Origin of the sequence: Bifidobacterium sp. ESL0784, from assembly GCF_029433295.1 — a bacterium.
Taxonomy (GTDB): Bacteria; Actinomycetota; Actinomycetes; order Actinomycetales; family Bifidobacteriaceae; genus Bifidobacterium.
This window is the reverse complement of the sequence record NZ_JAQTHV010000006.1, coordinates 1-16,232: the sequence shown is the minus strand read 5'-3', so window position 1 is coordinate 16,232 and position 16,232 is coordinate 1. Positions and strand designations below refer to the sequence as shown.

Sequence of the window (16,232 nt, the reverse complement as noted above, 5' to 3'; positions counted from 1 at the left end):
TCGACCGTCCGAAACGGACAGCCACAACAAAACACAGATCCGAAACGGAGAAAACAACAATGGCAGAACAAACAACCGGCAACACCGATACCACAGGCAACACCGGAATCGGCGCTGAAAACCTCGAAGGCCAGCAGACCTCCAATCCCGCAACGGGCGTTGAAGGCACGACCGGCAACGAAGGCCAGAACACCGAAGTCACCGATTGGAAGGCGGAAGCCGAGAAGTGGAAGTCGCTGTCGCGCAAGAACGAGGCTCAGGCCAAGTCCAACGCCGACAAGGCCAGGCAATTCGACGAGTTCCAGGAATCGCAGAAGACGGAATTGCAGAAGGCGCAGGATGAGGCCGCGAAGTACAAGGCCGAGTTCGAAGCCCAGCAGGTCAAGTCCTTGCAGGCCGAAACGGCTGCAAAGAACAACATTCCCGTCAGCCTGCTCACCGCAACCACGCAGGACGCGTTGGATGCCCAGGTGAAGGCCTTGCTTGATTTCAAGACCCCGCAACCCGCTTCGAAGAGCGGCGTGAACGTGGGCACGGGCTCCAACGAACCGCCGGTGTTCACGCAGGCGCAGGTCAGCGACCCGAAGTTCTACCACGATCACAGGGAAGAGATCCTTAAGGCGATGGCCGAGGGTCGCATTCATTAACCGAAAGGCAACAAAACATTATGGCAGACAACATCACCACGGGAGCGATCGCGCCCTTCATCCCCCAGGTGTGGGCGAACGAGGCGTTGGAGATCCTTCGCAGCAACATCGTCCTCGCGCCGATGGTCACCAAGGACGCCGACGTCGCCGTATTCAACCTCGGCGATACTTTGCACATCCCCTATGTCGGCACGCTGCAGGCGCACGACAAGGTGCAGGGCCAGCCGGTCACCAAGCAGGTGCCGAACACGGGCGACACGGCAGTGAAGCTCGACAAGCATAAGGAAGTCACGGTCGAGATCGAGGACTTCGCCAAGGCCGTCAGCACCCCGCTCATCGAGCAGGAATACGTGAAGGCCCAGATCATCGCCCTCGCCGAACAGGTGGAAACCGACCTGTTCAACATCTACAGCCAGTTCAGCGGCTCCGTCGGCACCGCCGGCACCAACATCGACGCCGCCACCCTGCGCGCCATCAACAAGAAGTTCACCGACAACAAGGTGCCCGCCGGCAACCGCCACGTGGTCATGAGCACCAAGGACTCCGCCGCGCTGCTCGCCGATGACAGCCTGCAGAACTTCTTCGCGTTCAATGACGGTTCCCGTGGAGACGTGACCACCGGCCAGCTCGGCCGCATCTATGGACTCCAGCTGCACGATTCGCAGCTCGTGCCCACCGTTGAAGGTACCCCCACGGTAACCAACAACCTCGCGTTTGACCCGGGTGCCATCATCCTCGCGTCCCGCGCGCTTCCCATGGCTCCGGCCGGCTCCGGCACCGTGCAGCAGGTCGTTGCAGACCCGATTTCCGGTCTGACGGTTCGCTGCTCGATGAGCTACGACCACGATGATCTCGGCGTGCAGACCACGTTCGACATCCTCTACGGTGTCAAGAAGCTCCGCGACGAGAAGGGCTTTGTGGTCCTCTCCTAATCAACCCGCGTGCGCCATAAGACTTCATCCATGGCGCACGCTTTCCCAACAAACGAAAGAGAACGTTTTGAAATACATCAAGAACGCCGAAGGCGGCGTACAGGCCGTCAGCGACGAACACTACAAGAAGTATCTCACCGTCAAAGACGATGCCAACAATATACAGCTGAAGCCCGGCTACGAGGAACTGAAGGAAAAGGACGCTCGGAAGGCGAACCCTCAGCTTTTCGGCGAGACCGACCCCAGCATCGTCTACTCGGCCAAGGAACTAGTGGCCAAGCGCAGGTACGCGGAGGAACTCGCCGCCTTCCAGAAGGCCGATGCCGAAGCCACACAGGTGCCAGTTGACCCGGCCCCTGCAGCAGATTCTGCACCGGCGACTCCGGCAGACCCGCAGGCATCTGCTCCCGCTGACAAGAAGGCCTCCGCCAACGACGCTAAGAAGGACAAGTAGACTATGCAACCCGTGTATGCGAACAAAGAGGACTGGCGCCAGTACAGAGGTTTGAAGGAGGACGAAGAACTTCCCGAGAACCTTGAATCGTTGCTGAACGCCGGCTCGCTTGCAGTCCGCGAATACACGGCGTTGTGCGTCTACCCGGTAGACCAGAAGGGCATGCCCACCGGCCAACGAGCAAAGGAAGCGATGCGCGACGCCACGTGCGCCCATGCCACGGCCATGCTGCAGCTCGACATCGACCCAGCTAAGGGCGGTGTGATCGATACCCGTACCAAGGCGTCGAAAAGCATCAATGGCGCGTCGATAACCTACAACAAGGGCGAGCAGGACAGCGAGGCCGAAGCAAGGCTGCAGGTGGCGCAAGGCATCGCCCCCACTGCCCGTCGCATACTTGACGCGGCCGGCATGTCCGGTGGCTCTCCATGGTTAGGAGGCTAACCATGGACGAGCTCGAGGAATTCTACGTGCACCAGGTGGTCGTTCGCGCGTCGAAAGGCGTGAATGGCAACGGCGAGGACATCTGCGAAGAATCCGCCGCTATCCCCTGTTTCATCAACGACCAGTCGAAGCTGGTCCGCGATAAGCAAGGCCAGCAGATCGTGGGTTCCACCACCATCACCTGCAACAACCAATACGCTCCCCTGTTTCAACAGGACAGCGAGGTGCTGCAGGTGATGGACGACGGTACCAAAGTGCTGAAAGGCCGTGTCGTGCTGGTCAATGTGGCCGACAGCGGTTCACTCGGTTTGCCTGACCATACGACCGTGAGCCTCGCTTAAGAAGGTGCCACATGAAGTTCGAAGGATCATTCGATTTTTCGAAACTCGAGAAAGGCGCCAATCAGGCACGCACCAAAGGCCTCATACAGGCAGGAGAGCATATACGCCAGGTAAGCGCCGAACTTGCCCCAAAGGAATTAGGTTCCCTCGCAGGCTCGGCCGACGTGCGTATGACCAGCGACGGCCATCTGACGGTCGTGTTCCCCGGGCCCTACGCACGCTATCAGGAGTTCGGCGTCTTCTACCGGCACGGCCGGTTCGGCGCCCCGCTCCGCCACGACAACGGGCAGAGCTTCTTCCTGACCACAGCCATGAACACCGAGAAGGACCGTTGCATCGACATCATGGCCGACGCGCTGAAGGAGGACCTGTGAGCGGATACAACCCCACTGCTGCCCTGCTTGAGGGCGTTGCCCGGTTGCTCGCTGACCACGATATCGGCGTCTACCGGACTGGCAAACCGTATGCGGTTACTGACACGGCCATCATCATGAAGACCATGCCCACAAACCCCGACCGGTGCATCATCCTCAACTGGACACCGATGCAATCCGACCCGAGCCTGCCACGGGAATCCGGCATACTGCAGACCGCCTGCAGGGGGCTGCCCGGAAAGCCGCTCGACAGTGATCGTCTCGCCGACCTGTGCAGGCAGCAGCTCGACGGGCTCACCGGCTTCGACCTTGGCGACGGGGTAAGCATCACCCAATGCTGGAAACGCAATGGTGTCAACATGGGACAGGACGAGAGCAAACGGTGGGTCACCGCCGTCCAGTTCAACGTGGACCTCGACCTGCCTTCCACCGGACTCCGGCCGGCAACCGGCACCTGGTAAACAATCCTGAAAACAAAACGAAAGGAACATCATCATGACCATCGCATTGGCACGTCGCTTCAAGGTGGAGATCAGCCAGGACGGCACCACATGGAAGCCGTTGAACGGGCTGACCGATTTCAACCCCAAGTTCGACCCGACCCTGCAGGACGCGAATGACTACGAAAACAATGGCTGGGGTTCCAAGGAGATCACCATGCTCGCATGGTCCCTGGAATGCAAGGCCAACCGCCTCATCACCGCCAACAGGTTCGACGAAGGGCAGGAACTGTGCCGCAAGTGCGTCGGCAAGTTCGGCGAGGACGCGCGACTCTACGTCCGTTGGTACGACCGTAACGGCATGCCCGAGGCGCATCAGGGACGAGCCATCGTCGGATATACGCAGTCCAAGACCGGCGTCGCCGACCTCGAAGAGGTGTCCATCACCTTCACCGGAGACGGCCCCTGCGAGGAAATCGACAACCCCGTCACCCTCGGTCAGCCCGCCCCCTCCACGCCGCAGACCGAACACCTCACCCCCGAAGACAACGGCACGTCCACCGGCTACACGGTCCCTCCCCTCGGAGAACCGGCCGATGACGCATCCTCCTCCACGGCATCCGCCGAATAACCACAGCGGCCCCATCAACACTTCCCGTCCTCCGGCTCTTTGTCATTTTGCTCCCCGGGGGACGGGACCTCTTCATCTTGGAGCGACAGAACCGACCATCAGGAGCGACAAATGGCATTCAAAGACTTTTCCGACATAGCACCAGACCCGTTGGAACTGCCCATCGACGGCAGAACATACACCATTCCCGCCGTCAGCGCAGCCGACGGGCTGAAGGCATGGCAGTGGATACACAGCGGCAAGAAGGACGACGGCCAGCCAGCCAAGGTCGAGGACATCGCCGGCATCCTGCTCGGCGACATGCAGCAGAAACTCATCAAGGACAATGTGAGCTGGCAGGCGCTGAACCGAGTGTACCTCACTGTCATCAGCGACTTCACGAACGGCCGCAGGAGCGCCGAAGCCATGTGGGAGACCGGCGGCGACCCAAAAGCACTCGAACGGCTGACCGAATCCGCAAGGCGGGGCGAGGCGAATACGATCCAGAAACCGGCCTCTACGAATGGTACGAAGACATCCCGGAAGAAGCCCGTGGAGGCACGATAGCGCCCACATGGCCCCAGCTGCTTGACCATTGGGATTTGCTGGTCGCCGACGCGCAGGAATACTACAAGCTCGAACTTGACAACAGGAACCTCTTGGAACAACGCCCATGGCCGTGGCTGGTACGTCGCGCCATCGGACTGATCGGCGTGAACGGCCGTTTGCGTCGCACGCTGGAAGCGGAACAGAAGGAGATGGCACATGGCTAGCGGCAGCACCGAAGTAGGCAGCATCAAGGGGCTGCTGGAGCTTGACATCACCGACTACATGGACGGCATCGAGAAAGCTAAGGCCGCCGAACAGGAGCTGAAGCACGGCGACGGTGACGATGATCTGCATATCGGCGCAGACGTGCACGAGGCCGTCGAGAAGATGGACGAGGTCAGCGCGAAGGCAGACAAGCTCAGCGACGAGTCCAAGAACCTGCGCATGGATGCCGACGTGGACGAGGCGGTTGGCAAGATACAAGCCGTCGCCACCAGCGTGGACCAAGCAACGGGCGACGAGAAGGAAGTCCGTGTAGGCGCTGATGTGCAGGAGGCCATGGGCAAGGTCGAGCAGGTGACTGCTGTAGCGGATGATCTTGAGGACCAGCGTATCCAGATGCGCGTGGACGCTCGCGTGGATGAGGCCATAGCGCACATCAACGAGGTCACCGCCAAGGCAGATGGCGTGGCCAAGACTCATACGGTGATTGTGAACGCGCAAACCGGCAAGGCCGTCGGCGAGATCGACGCTGTGCGAACGGCCGAGACATCGTTGGAGCGTTCGAACGCTCGCCTGTCGGAAGCGTATAAGGAATTGGATGCAGTGCAGTCGCAGACCGTGTTCAGCCAATCCAGCTTGATGACCGCCGAAGCCGCTGCCACCCGCGTCGAACAGGAACAAGCTGAAGCCCAGGAGAAGCTTAACCGTGTGCTCACCGAACATGGAGTAGCGCTGCAGGTCGATGCCTCGGCATCTTCGGCGGACACTGCAGCGAGCAGTAAGGAAGCTTCACAGACTGATAAGGCCGCAAAAGCAAAGAGTGCTGATGCTGCAGCGGCGCAAACGGATACCGCGGCCACCGAGGCAGATACCGCGGCCAAGGACAGCAATTCAAGTGCTGCCGAGCAGCAGGCGAAATCGTATCATCAGCTTCGCAACGCGCTGCTGCTCGTCGCCCCGGCCCTGGTACCCATCGTCGGGGCCGCCGCAGGGGCAGGTACGGCACTGATCGGCATGGCCGCTTCGGGCGTCCTCGCATTTCGCGGCGTCAATGCGGCCATGGACAGAGGGTCGATAACCGGCCAGCAGTACAAGGCCGACCTGCACTCCCTCGGCGACGATATGAACCAGCTTTCGAACACTGGGGCTGTCGCGTATCTGACCGGTATGAACCAGGTAACAGGCGAACTGCACGGCAGCATGCCGGTGCTCAACGGTGACGTAGGCATGTTCAGCCGGGGGTTGGGTACCATCAGCGGCAACGGTTTGCAGGGCGTATTGGGCTTGCTGCGGCAGATGACGCCGGTGTTGGTGAGCGTGGATTCGGGGTTGGAACGCAGTTCCGCCCGGTTCGCGAGCTGGGGTACGGGCAGCGGGGCGAAGCAGTTCGTCTCCTATCTCATCTCCACCCTTCCGTCCGTCGGTTCGGCGCTGGGCAATCTCATCGGAGCGGCCGGCCATGTGGCCAGCGCGTTCCAGCCTTGGGGCGGTCTCATTTTGACGGCCGTGACAGATGTGAGCGGGGTCATCAAGGCGATTCCCACGCCGGTATTGGCGGCAGTGGCGACAGGTGCGATGACGGCTGTCACGGCATTTAAACTGTTCAGCGTGGTCACACCCATCATCGAGGGTGTGACCACGGCCATGAAAGGGCTGACGGTAGCCGAAACGCTCGCCAAACTCGCCAGCCCCATCGGTATCGCCACAGCCGCTCTTGGATTGCTCGGAGCCGCATTCGGCGTGGTGGCAAGCAAATCGAACAAGGCAGCGGATGCCCAACAGGATTACACTTCCGCATTGCAGCAGTCCAATGGCGCCATCGACGAGAACGTGGCGAAAAGCGTCGCCAAGCAGGCCAAAGACTCCGGGGCGCTCGATGCTGCGAACGAGCTTGGTATCGCCCAGGGCAAGGTCACCGATGCGATTACCGGTCAGAATGGCGCTTATGATTCGCTAGTCAAGAGTCTGCAGAAGACCATCGACGCCGGCACCACTTACACTGCGACCGAAAGCGGCATGTATCCGGTGCAGGACAAGAACGCCCAGTCCGCTCAGAAGCTTCTGAAAACCATTCAGGACCAGCATGGCGCCTATCAGAAAGCCTCCGAGGACCAGAAGCAGGTGGCAGCTGCAGCGGAGGACACGACGACGAAGATTTCGGCGCAGGCGCAGATTCTGGGATTGAGCCAGAGCGAATGGCTTCAGCTCCAGAATGCGGAAACGCAGGCCAGTGCCGCTGCCAAGGATTACAAGTCTGCGTTGGACCTGCTGAACGGGCAGGCGCAGAAATTGGACCAGGCGACCAGCACGCTGACGACGCAGTTCGACACGATGGCTTCGACCATCAGGCAGAACATCGCGCAGGTCGGCAAAGCCAAGGCCACGAGCATGGACGCGAACACGACGTACGGCGCGAAGAACCATCAGCTCATCGAGCAGACCGTTAAAGACGCCCAGGACAAAGCGGATTCCATTATCAACAGCGAGGGCAAGTCGCAGAAGGCGTATCTGGACGCGAACCAGTCCCTCATGGACTCTCGCCAGAAGATTCTCGATGTGGCGGCAGCCAACGGGCTCAACCGCAATCAGGTGTCCGCACTGCTTGACCAGATCATGAAGATGCCCGCCGATCCGACGACCCACATCATGGTGGACGACGACCAGGCGAAGAACGAGCTGAAGAATCTGGGAGTCACGGCCGCCAACGTTTCCAGGGACGAGAAGACCATTACCATCACCGGCGACAACAAGAAGGCCATGGATGCTATCGCCAAGGTCACTGGGGCGAAAATCGACGACAAGAACGGCAAGCTCACTCTGGACAAGCAGCAGTATGATGTGGCCTTGGCTCTTGCCAACGGCGCTGCTATCGACACGAAGACCGGTCAATTGAAGGCTGACAACAATGAATACTGGCAGAAGCTGGCTCAGACGAACGGGTGGAAAATAGACCCGCATACCGGCCTGCTGATCGGAGACAACGGCCAGTACATGACTGCCCTTGGTATCGCCAACGGTGCAGTTTTGAACAATAAACAGTCGGAACTCATTGCGATTGACAAGGCGACCGGGACCATAACCGCCGTCGAGCAAGAAACAATCCATGATAAGTATTTCAACATCATCGGAAAATACTTACCTGGAATCGAGAACAATAATCCGAGTCCCCAAGGCCCCTATGCCAGCGGTTATAAATTCTATAACGGTGGCGAAGTACCAGGTTATGCTTCCGGTGGCGAATTCAGTGGCGAAGTAACCGGCCCGTATTCGCCCGTCAAGGACAACGTGATTCTGCAGAACGCGCGTCTGAACCCGGGCGAGCATGTACTCACGGTGGACGACGTGCGCGCGATGGGCGGGCAGAAGGGCGTCTACGCGTTCCGCAGCTCGCTGCACAACCCGCACCCCGTCTACCGGACACGCGAGGAAGTCGACCGCATCCCCCAACGGAAACATGAAACACAGCCGATACAGATCATCGTGCAAGGCAACGGCGACCCCGATGCCACCGCACGACGCACGTACGAGCTGTTCAGACGGAAACTGGAGGTGTGAATTGAGAATCACCTTAGAGCCGAAAAGCCATCCCGAACACGGCATCATCCTGCTCGACAGCCATGAGCAGTGGGGGCACGACCCGTTTCCCGACAACATGGCGTTCCTGTCGGCCATGCCGGAAGGATGGTACGATTCGCTGGAACAGCGGAACGCCCCGGTCGTCAACCCGCAGGGCGACGGCTCATACATGCCGCTCCGCCTGTTCACCTCGCACCGCACCGTCACCCTGCACTGCCGCCGCAGCCAGCACCGGTGGTCGCGGCAGTCGTCGTCCCTGACCGACCTGCGGTTTCTCGACCTGTTGAACAGCCTCGTCACACAGCGGGTCCGCCTGACCGTGGAAGACGGGCTGGGTCGCAGGCACAGCGATGGGATACTCACGCAGCCGATAACGCAGTCATGGCCGGGCGTCGAATCAACACGGTTCACACTCATCCTCAGCCTCGACCCGCTGAAACTCGGCGACCCCATCACCAGCACACTCGCAGGGAGCGGGACCCTGCACATCGAGGACAATGGCATAGCCTCAAGCCTCCCATCCATCCATGTGGACGGTCCTGTCACCAGCCTTTCCCTAGCCTCCAGCGGACATTCCGTACAGTGGTCGGGCAACGCCGCAAGCCTCGACATCGATTTCAACGACCTGACGCCCAGCAGCGGCAGCATCACGAACGACGACCTGTTCGCCATCCAGCCCGGCGCCAACAGCATCACCATATCCGCAGATCAGACGGCGAAGACCACACTGTCCTTCTGCCCGGCATGGAGGTAAATATGGAACCATTGACCGTCAAGGCCTACGACACCGTCACCGGAGCCTATCTCGCCCGCCTGCCCGTCAGCGAATGCGACTGGTCCGACGAGCGCAACGGCAAAGGCAGCCTCAATGTGACCGTGCCCCTCACCGATCAGACCATACGAAAATCCGTGTGGGCCAAGGTAAAGCCATGGAAGGCGACGCTGGCAGTTTTGCAAGGCAACACAGTCAGATACGCCGGCCCCGTGGTCTCACGCCACTACACCATCGGCGGGGAAAGCGCATCCGACGAGCTGAAATACACGTGCGGCAGCATGATGACCCTGCTCGGCAAGCGTCTGGTCATCGACCCCGTGAACCGTGCCGAATGGGTTGACCGGCAGATTGTTATCGACGACCAACATCCTGTAGCAGGCATGAGCGTGGAATATTCCGCGACCGGGCCAAACGTGCTGTACCGTCTCGTCCAAATAGCCCTGCAATGGGGTCCGCTCCCCGTCGACTCGCCCGCACCGGTTGCCGGCGGAAGCGTGAGCATCAAGTATTTGATCACCGACCTCAAGACCGTCTCCGACGCGATGGGCGACATCACCCAGCGGGGCTACGAGACCCGGTTCGACCCATATATCGCCAACAATACGCTCCGTTACCGTTTCAAAGCGGCCAGCACGCTGGTCGAACATTCATGGGCGTTCAACCCGCTGGCCAAAGAACAGCGGGTCATCATCACCGACGTGGACGACGACGGGCAGGAGATGATCGGACAGGAATGGGAGACCGGAGGGTCGAACGACGACAAGGCCTTCATGGCCATGGCCAACTCATCCACACTCACCGACGACGGGTACCCCCTTCTGCAGGGCGGCGACCTGAGCCATTCGACCGAAACAAGCCTCGGCAGCCTGCAGGGGTATGCCCGACGCACCGTCTCGGCGGGCTCGCATGGGCAGGATACCTACCAGCTTCGCGTCGGCTGCGGTCACAACGTGCTCGCCGGCGATTCCATTGGCCTGCATACGGACGACTCCGTTCTTGGCCGTACACGGCTGATGTTGCGCGTTGAAAGCGTCAAGGGTTCTTTCGCGGACGAGTTTCTGACAGTGGAGGCGAAATGAGCAGCGGCAACGACCCTTTGCGTTGGATAGTCGAGCGTCTGAACTCCATGCAGAAACAGCTGGACGAAGCCTCCCGGCCCAAGCGCACACAGACCTATGCAAGCGTCGACAAAATCAAGGAACAAGGCCAGCGTCTTGCTGACCTGCAGAAGAAGGTCGATGAGATCGTGGCGCAGCATGGGGGCCTGCCGGTGTACGTGGTGGATTCGCTGGCCGCGTCGAGCCCGTCGGTGCCGTGCGTGCTGCTGGTGGTCGACGCGTCGGGCATCGGGGCATGGTACGACGACGGCGACCGCCGACGCCCTGTGGCCCGCGACGTCACGTCCACATGGACGACGGCCAACTCCTATTACCGGCAGGTCACCGTCACGGGCGTCGGACGGCGGGCATGGGTGCTGTGTGACAAGCAGGGCGTGGCGGGCGACACGGTCAGCGGGTGGAAGAACACCCCGATCCAGACCCTGCCGCCGGCCTACCGCCCGGCCTACCAGCACTGGGCGCTGCTGACCTGGGACGACGCGGCCACGACGCGCGCGATGGTGGGCATATCCCCGGAGGGCGTGCTGACCGTCGCGCCGCGCACCCCCGAAAAAGTGCTGCCGGGGACCTTCGTATTCGAATACCCGCTCGACTGAGGAGGACGTATGAGCGTGATCTGCAGGACGCCGGGCAGGGGCGATGTGCTCCTGCACCGAGGCGGCACCGAATCGATAGGCGTCCGGTGGACGCAGGACCGGGGCGACGGCAAGGGCTACCAGCCCGTCGACCTGCTGCACTGGCAGGGGGTGCTGGAACTGCGCTCGCCGTCGGGCGAGCTGTGGTACTCGCAGCAGTGCAGGATGACCGCCGACGGGCTCGCCTACGCCGTGATCCCCGCCTCGGCGTTCGCCGCCGACGCGTGGGGGCAGCGCACCGTCGGGGAATGGCGCATCCGCGCATGGCCGACGGACGACACTGACGGCGCGGAGGTGCTGGGCTGGGGCTATTTCGCCCTTGCCCTCTAGATTCACAGGATTATTCAGAAGGGAGTCGATTGTGGTCGACCATATTTTCGATAAAAAGGAAGTAGCCATACCGGGGCCGAAGGGGGATGTGACGCCTGAGGCGCTGGCGTGCCAGCGGGCGTCGGAGTCGGCGCGCGACGAGGCTCAGACGGCGCGGGACGGCGCGGAGTCGGCGCGCGATGCGGCGGTGGCGGCCGGCAAGGTCCCCGACCAGACCGTGTCCAATCTCATCCGTACCCCGGGCTCGGCCGTGCGCACGGCGCTGTACGGGGGCTCGTGCCTGGTCGTCGGCGACAGCTACGCCGCCGGATTCCGCGCCACCAATGACGAGGCGCGGTGGTCGACCATCGTCTGCCGGAAGATGGGCTGGCGGGAATACAATTACGCGATCGGCGGCACCGGGTACGAACTCGGCGGCGGAAACAACTTCCTCGGCCAGGCGCAGAAGGCGAAAAACGACGGCGTCGACCCGGATGTGGTGCTCGTCGCCGGCGGGCGCAACGACGGGCCCACCAACATCGAGGCGCAGGCCACGCAGCTGTTCACATGGCTGCGCTCGGCCTGGCCGGCCGCACGCCTCATCGCCATCCCGTGCTTCTGGGGCGACTACCGTCCGGTGGACGCCGACGGCCTGACACGGGCCTACGAGATCAAGAAAGCAGCAGGGATCGTCGGCAACGTGCAGGTCATCTGGGACAGCTGGCAATGGATCTACGGCCAGCCGTACTACTGCTTCAAGATGCCGGACGGATCGCTTGACATGCATCCGAATGACGATGGGTACAAGATCATGGCGAGCCGTGTCCTCATCGCGCTCAACGGCGGCCCGTCGGCCATGGACTGGGCGGTGACCGACCTGCCGCCCTACAACGGCGCGACGAACATCAACGCCACTGCGGACGCCATCGAGGGCATGGTCCATATCAAGGGCCGCTTCAACGCGGGAAGCGACATCTACACCGGATGGGGTTTCACCAGGCTCGACGGACCGCTCTGCCCCGGCAGCGATCGATACGTGGTCGGCTGGACCAATTCGGGCGCTACCCTGTGCCTCATCAAGCTCGCCGCCGACGGGCAGTGCAGCATCAACAATATTTTTGGCACCCCCGGCCCCAACGTCGCCTTCACGGACATCACCTACCCGATGGCGGTCCAATGAGCCATATGGCCCGAATACCCGATTGGCTAAACACACCGACATCAAAACTCTGGAGGCCTCATCGTGCCTGACTGGCTGCAGCAACTCATCGTCCCGCTCGCCTCGGCGGCCGGCGGGGGCCTATTGACCGCCTTGGCGGTCATGTGGCGCTACGGCCGTGCCCTGCTCAAGGGCATGCAGGCGCTCATGCGCGGTGAGCTGCACCGTATTCACCGGGAGACCGTGAAGAAGGGGCTGCCGGTGGACATCGATGTGGCCGAGGAGGCCGATGACATCTATGACGCCTACCACGCCCTCGGCGGCAACGGTGTCGGTACGAAACTCCACCGGGAGATTATCGAAGCCCACTACGGGCCAGACAGCAAGGAGACATGATGACCTGGATCAGACGATTCGCCAGACGGCACAAACTCATGCTGCAGATCGCCGGCGTCATCCTGGTGCTCGCCCTGCTCGGCATCGCCGTCGGGGCCGTCGTGTTCGCGGTCCTGGAGGCCTGCGGGCTCTCACAATGGGCCGCGCTCATTTGGCTGCTCGCCAATCTATAGACCAACACCGCAACAGAACAGAACCAGGGCCATCCCACACCGGGGTGGCCTTTTCCATGCCCGGAGACGGGCGGAAGGAAGTATCAATCATGGCACTTCGCATCGTGGACGTGTCCAATTACAAGCCGGACTTCGACCCGGCTGCCGCCGACTGCGACGGCGTGGTCGTCCAGTGCACCTGGGGCGCGGGCGAGCTCACCCACAACGGCATCATCGACTCGGTGTGGCCGGGAGCCGACCCCATCATCCAGAAGGCCCTGAAGGCGTGCAAGGGCATCGGCTACATGCACTACATCCGCGGCCGGGCCTCCGCGGAGGACGAGGCCCGGTTCTTCGCCGCGAACACGACCGGCTACCTGCACTGCTTCGTCCCCTCGGTGGACTGGGAGGAAGGCGACAACCGCGCCTACCCTGACGTCTCCTACCTCGACCGGTGGCTCGCCGCCTACATCAACGGCACCGGCGTGCACCCGATGATCTACCGCGCCCGCAAGGACGCCGACACCGTCGACCCCATCGCCAGGAAATACGACTGCGGGGTCTGGGACGCCTGCTACGCCGTCCCGGAGCCCCAAGGCTGGCAGGAACACCCCTGGAAAGAGGTGCCGGCCGCGATGCGCCAGTTCACCAGCCAAGGCCATATCGTCGGCTACGGCAAGCCCCTCGACCTCGACCTCTTCTACGGCGACCGGGCCGCATGGGACCGCTACGCCGCCGGCAGCGCAGGTCCCGTACCCCAGCCGGCTCCAACGCAGCTCGCCGTCGACGGGGCGTGCGGCCCGGCGACCGTGCACCGCTGGCAGCAGATCATGGGCACCCCCGTGGACGGGGTGATCAGCGGGCAGGGGGCACCATCCGGAGGCTGGACGGGACGCCCCGCGCTCGCCGCCTACTCCTACGGCAAGGGCGGTTCGCAGCTCGTCCGCCGCGTCCAGGCCGTGCTCGGGCTCCCGCAGGACGGGCTGCTCGGCCCCGACACCGTGCGCGGCATACAGGCGCGCCTCGGCGTCGCCCAGGACGGCGTCTTCGGCCCCGACACCGTCAAGGCCCTGCAGACCCGGCTCAACCAAGGCACCTTCTAAGGAGGCAAACAATGACCGAAGAAGAACCAAAACACGCGCTGCCCAACAACGCCGGGAAGGCCGAAAACGGCTCCTTCCTCCGCTGGTGCAGGGCCGCCGCCGTCCGCGCCGTCAAGACCGGCGCGCAGACGCTCATCGCTTACGTGCCGGCCGCGGCCGCTACCATCGGCCAGGTCGACTGGCAGACGGGACTCGGCACCATGGCACTCGCGATGCTCCTCAGCATCCTCACCTCAATCGCAGGAATACCCGAAGTCGACGACGGCACCAGCCTCCCACAACTCAACAAATAAGCTCAACGAAACACCCCACTTCGGCTACAAACCGAAATGGGGCGTTTCGTTGTTTCATGGACTATTTCTTTACTCCCAAACCAGCCTTTAGTCATTTCCTAAAAAGAACGTTGAAAAATCAAGGACTATTTTTGCCGATTTTCAACATTGTCAAAACCAAACCGTCATTTCAAACCATCTGCGAGGAAAATATCTTGTCCAAGAAAATCGGACGCGACCGAACCTACGGCATCTATCATCTCGACCTCCTGCAGCAAATCAAACTCACCGAAGACGGTATGCCGGTCATCCATCCCTGCGAGGCAATGCCCACAAGACTTATCGGCTTCAACAATGCGAAAACCTCCAGACGGATAGACTGCGGCGTGCATTTCTTCATCGATGACTACCAGTTCCAACGTGTCTGGAACAGGCCTGAAGACTACACCGACTTGCTCGCTCGTTTCCAATGCATGCTGACCCCCGATTTCAGCCTCTACACTGATATGCCAGCACCCATGCTTCGATGGAACTGCTACCGCAATCGTCTGCTCGGCGCATGGTGGCAGGCACAAGGGCTACAAGTGATCCCTACGTTGCAATGGAGCCGTCCGAGCAGCTACGAGTACTGCTTCGATGGACTGCCGCACCATTCCACTGTCGCGGTATCCACAGTCGGCGTGCTTAACGACCGAAAGGCTACACGCCTCTGGGTGCGAGGATTCCGAGAAGCCCTGGAAATGCTCGAACCGTCAAAGGTACTGTTCTACGGAAAACCGATACCTGGATATGCGCCACCGGTCAAATGCGTCTATTACAACAACGAGACCATCACCAAGCTCAAACAAATCGACGAACGAAAGGAATCATGATTATGGGAGGACGAGGGGCAGCAAGCGGAATCTCAAAACAGGGCAAGAAATACGGCACCGAATACAAGACATTGCTGACCGACGGCAATATAAAATTCATCGAGAACAACAATAGAAGCAGTAAGACTCCAATGGAGACCATGACCAAGGGCCGCGTCTATGTACTGGTAAGCAGCAAGACCAGACAGCTCAAAAGCATCACCTATTTCGATTCCGAGGGGAAACGCTTCAAGAGCGTGCATCTGGATCATTCGGATGATAACCTGAAACCACACACCCACGAAGGCTACTTCCACAACGAAAGCCACACGCGAAAGGAAGCCAAGCCCCGCAAGGTAAACGACAGGGAACAGAGAATGATCCAGGAGGTGAACAGGATATGGAAACGTCACAGGAGCTCATGAGCAAGCCGGCAGACGACGGCTGGGGCACTTCAATGTCCTGGGACGAGTTCGTCTACGACTGCCTCCCCTGCGCCGATCTATGGCTATCCTATAAGGGTCGGATGTTCATGATCCAAACCATACGTGACGGCTATTGGGCTTTGGTCGATTCCACCCGTTACGGCGAGGACGGCAACTACCTGGTCCTGTTCCTCGGTACCAAGGACATGAACGAGTTTGCCGAGACACCAATTCCACTGCTCGACAATCGTTCCCTGCATGAGGCGTGGCCCGATATCGTCTTGATCAGCGCTTGAAATTTTGGCCGGTTTTTGGCCGGAAAACATCAGAAAACATCATAATCATATTAAGTCATAAAATCTATAAAACGTTGAAATAGCAACGCTGAAGCCGAAACACCTACTCCCATATAGTCGAGAATAGGTGTTTCGAATCCCTTATTGCCCAC

At 60.8% G+C, this 16,232-nt stretch carries 23 protein-coding genes; all 23 read left to right on the top strand.

Annotated features, from left to right (window positions below; all coding sequences use genetic code 11):
• The first annotated feature begins 59 nt into the window (after positions 1-59).
• The 23 genes from PT279_RS09065 (at position 60) to PT279_RS08955 (ending at position 16,080) form a co-directional block, all read left to right on the top strand.
• Complete coding sequence (locus PT279_RS09065) at positions 60-647, top strand: hypothetical protein (protein WP_277167146.1); 588 nt, start codon at positions 60-62, stop codon at positions 645-647.
• Between the two features lie 20 nt (positions 648-667).
• On the top strand, positions 668-1,579 hold the full coding sequence (locus tag PT279_RS09060) for a P22 phage major capsid protein family protein (protein ID WP_277167145.1): 912 nt from the start codon (positions 668-670) through the stop codon (positions 1,577-1,579).
• A 67-nt stretch (positions 1,580-1,646) separates the two neighbouring features.
• Entirely contained in the window at positions 1,647-2,033 is a 387-nt protein-coding gene (locus PT279_RS09055) for a hypothetical protein (RefSeq protein ID WP_277167144.1), read from the top strand.
• 3 nt (positions 2,034-2,036) lie between these two features.
• Positions 2,037-2,477: a hypothetical protein gene (locus PT279_RS09050; protein ID WP_277167143.1), complete on the top strand. Its 441-nt coding sequence runs from the start codon at positions 2,037-2,039 to the stop codon at positions 2,475-2,477.
• A gap of 2 nt (positions 2,478-2,479) precedes the next feature.
• Positions 2,480-2,818, top strand: coding sequence for a hypothetical protein (locus tag PT279_RS09045; protein WP_277167142.1), 339 nt, complete (start codon positions 2,480-2,482; stop codon positions 2,816-2,818).
• Positions 2,819-2,829: 11 nt separating this feature from the next.
• Positions 2,830-3,192 carry a hypothetical protein gene (locus PT279_RS09040; protein ID WP_277167140.1) on the top strand — a complete coding sequence of 121 codons (363 nt, stop codon included), beginning with the start codon at positions 2,830-2,832 and terminating at the stop codon, positions 3,190-3,192.
• Positions 3,189-3,653 carry a minor capsid protein gene (locus tag PT279_RS09035; RefSeq protein ID WP_277167139.1) on the top strand — a complete coding sequence of 155 codons (465 nt, stop codon included), beginning with the start codon at positions 3,189-3,191 and terminating at the stop codon, positions 3,651-3,653. The genes PT279_RS09040 and PT279_RS09035 overlap by 4 nt, the downstream gene beginning before the upstream one ends.
• 34 nt (positions 3,654-3,687) lie before the next feature.
• A complete protein-coding gene (locus PT279_RS09030; RefSeq protein ID WP_277167138.1) occupies positions 3,688-4,263 on the top strand; it encodes a hypothetical protein in 576 nt (191 codons plus the stop codon).
• 111 nt (positions 4,264-4,374) lie between these two features.
• Positions 4,375-4,809, top strand: coding sequence for a hypothetical protein (locus tag PT279_RS09025; RefSeq protein ID WP_277167137.1), 435 nt, complete (start codon positions 4,375-4,377; stop codon positions 4,807-4,809).
• Positions 4,810-4,844: 35 nt separating this feature from the next.
• The gene (locus PT279_RS09020) at positions 4,845-5,015 is read left to right on the top strand and encodes a hypothetical protein (protein ID WP_277167135.1); all 171 of its coding nucleotides are present in this window, start codon (positions 4,845-4,847) and stop codon (positions 5,013-5,015) included.
• Positions 5,008-8,568 (top strand): hypothetical protein, encoded by a 3,561-nt coding sequence (locus tag PT279_RS09015; RefSeq protein ID WP_277167134.1) that lies wholly within the window; start codon positions 5,008-5,010, stop codon positions 8,566-8,568. Before PT279_RS09020 ends, PT279_RS09015 begins: the two co-directional genes overlap by 8 nt.
• Before the next feature lies 1 nt (position 8,569).
• Positions 8,570-9,343 carry a hypothetical protein gene (locus PT279_RS09010; protein WP_277167132.1) on the top strand — a complete coding sequence of 258 codons (774 nt, stop codon included), beginning with the start codon at positions 8,570-8,572 and terminating at the stop codon, positions 9,341-9,343.
• Between the two features lie 2 nt (positions 9,344-9,345).
• On the top strand, positions 9,346-10,443 hold the full coding sequence (locus PT279_RS09005; RefSeq protein ID WP_277167131.1) for a hypothetical protein: 1,098 nt from the start codon (positions 9,346-9,348) through the stop codon (positions 10,441-10,443).
• Positions 10,440-11,078, top strand: a complete 639-nt coding sequence (locus PT279_RS09000; RefSeq protein ID WP_277167130.1) for a hypothetical protein — start codon at positions 10,440-10,442, stop codon at positions 11,076-11,078. Before PT279_RS09005 ends, PT279_RS09000 begins: the two co-directional genes overlap by 4 nt.
• Positions 11,079-11,087: 9 nt before the next feature.
• Positions 11,088-11,447 carry a hypothetical protein gene (locus PT279_RS08995; protein WP_277167129.1) on the top strand — a complete coding sequence of 120 codons (360 nt, stop codon included), beginning with the start codon at positions 11,088-11,090 and terminating at the stop codon, positions 11,445-11,447.
• A 31-nt stretch (positions 11,448-11,478) separates the two neighbouring features.
• Positions 11,479-12,606, top strand: a complete 1,128-nt coding sequence (locus PT279_RS08990; RefSeq protein ID WP_277167128.1) for an SGNH/GDSL hydrolase family protein — start codon at positions 11,479-11,481, stop codon at positions 12,604-12,606.
• A 63-nt stretch (positions 12,607-12,669) separates the two neighbouring features.
• Entirely contained in the window at positions 12,670-12,981 is a 312-nt protein-coding gene (locus PT279_RS08985) for a hypothetical protein (protein ID WP_277167127.1), read from the top strand.
• On the top strand, positions 12,978-13,154 hold the full coding sequence (locus PT279_RS08980; RefSeq protein WP_277167126.1) for a hypothetical protein: 177 nt from the start codon (positions 12,978-12,980) through the stop codon (positions 13,152-13,154). The genes PT279_RS08985 and PT279_RS08980 overlap by 4 nt, the downstream gene beginning before the upstream one ends.
• Positions 13,155-13,243: 89 nt before the next feature.
• The gene (locus tag PT279_RS08975; protein WP_277167124.1) at positions 13,244-14,236 is read left to right on the top strand and encodes a GH25 family lysozyme; all 993 of its coding nucleotides are present in this window, start codon (positions 13,244-13,246) and stop codon (positions 14,234-14,236) included.
• An 11-nt stretch (positions 14,237-14,247) separates the two neighbouring features.
• A complete protein-coding gene (locus PT279_RS08970) occupies positions 14,248-14,529 on the top strand; it encodes a holin (RefSeq protein WP_277167123.1) in 282 nt (93 codons plus the stop codon).
• Between the two features lie 194 nt (positions 14,530-14,723).
• Positions 14,724-15,380, top strand: coding sequence for a DUF4417 domain-containing protein (locus PT279_RS08965; protein ID WP_277167122.1), 657 nt, complete (start codon positions 14,724-14,726; stop codon positions 15,378-15,380).
• Between the two features lie 2 nt (positions 15,381-15,382).
• On the top strand, positions 15,383-15,784 hold the full coding sequence (locus PT279_RS08960; protein WP_277167121.1) for a hypothetical protein: 402 nt from the start codon (positions 15,383-15,385) through the stop codon (positions 15,782-15,784).
• Positions 15,781-16,080 (top strand): hypothetical protein, encoded by a 300-nt coding sequence (locus PT279_RS08955; RefSeq protein WP_277167120.1) that lies wholly within the window; start codon positions 15,781-15,783, stop codon positions 16,078-16,080. The genes PT279_RS08960 and PT279_RS08955 overlap by 4 nt, the downstream gene beginning before the upstream one ends.
• The last annotated feature ends 152 nt before the right edge of the window (positions 16,081-16,232 follow it).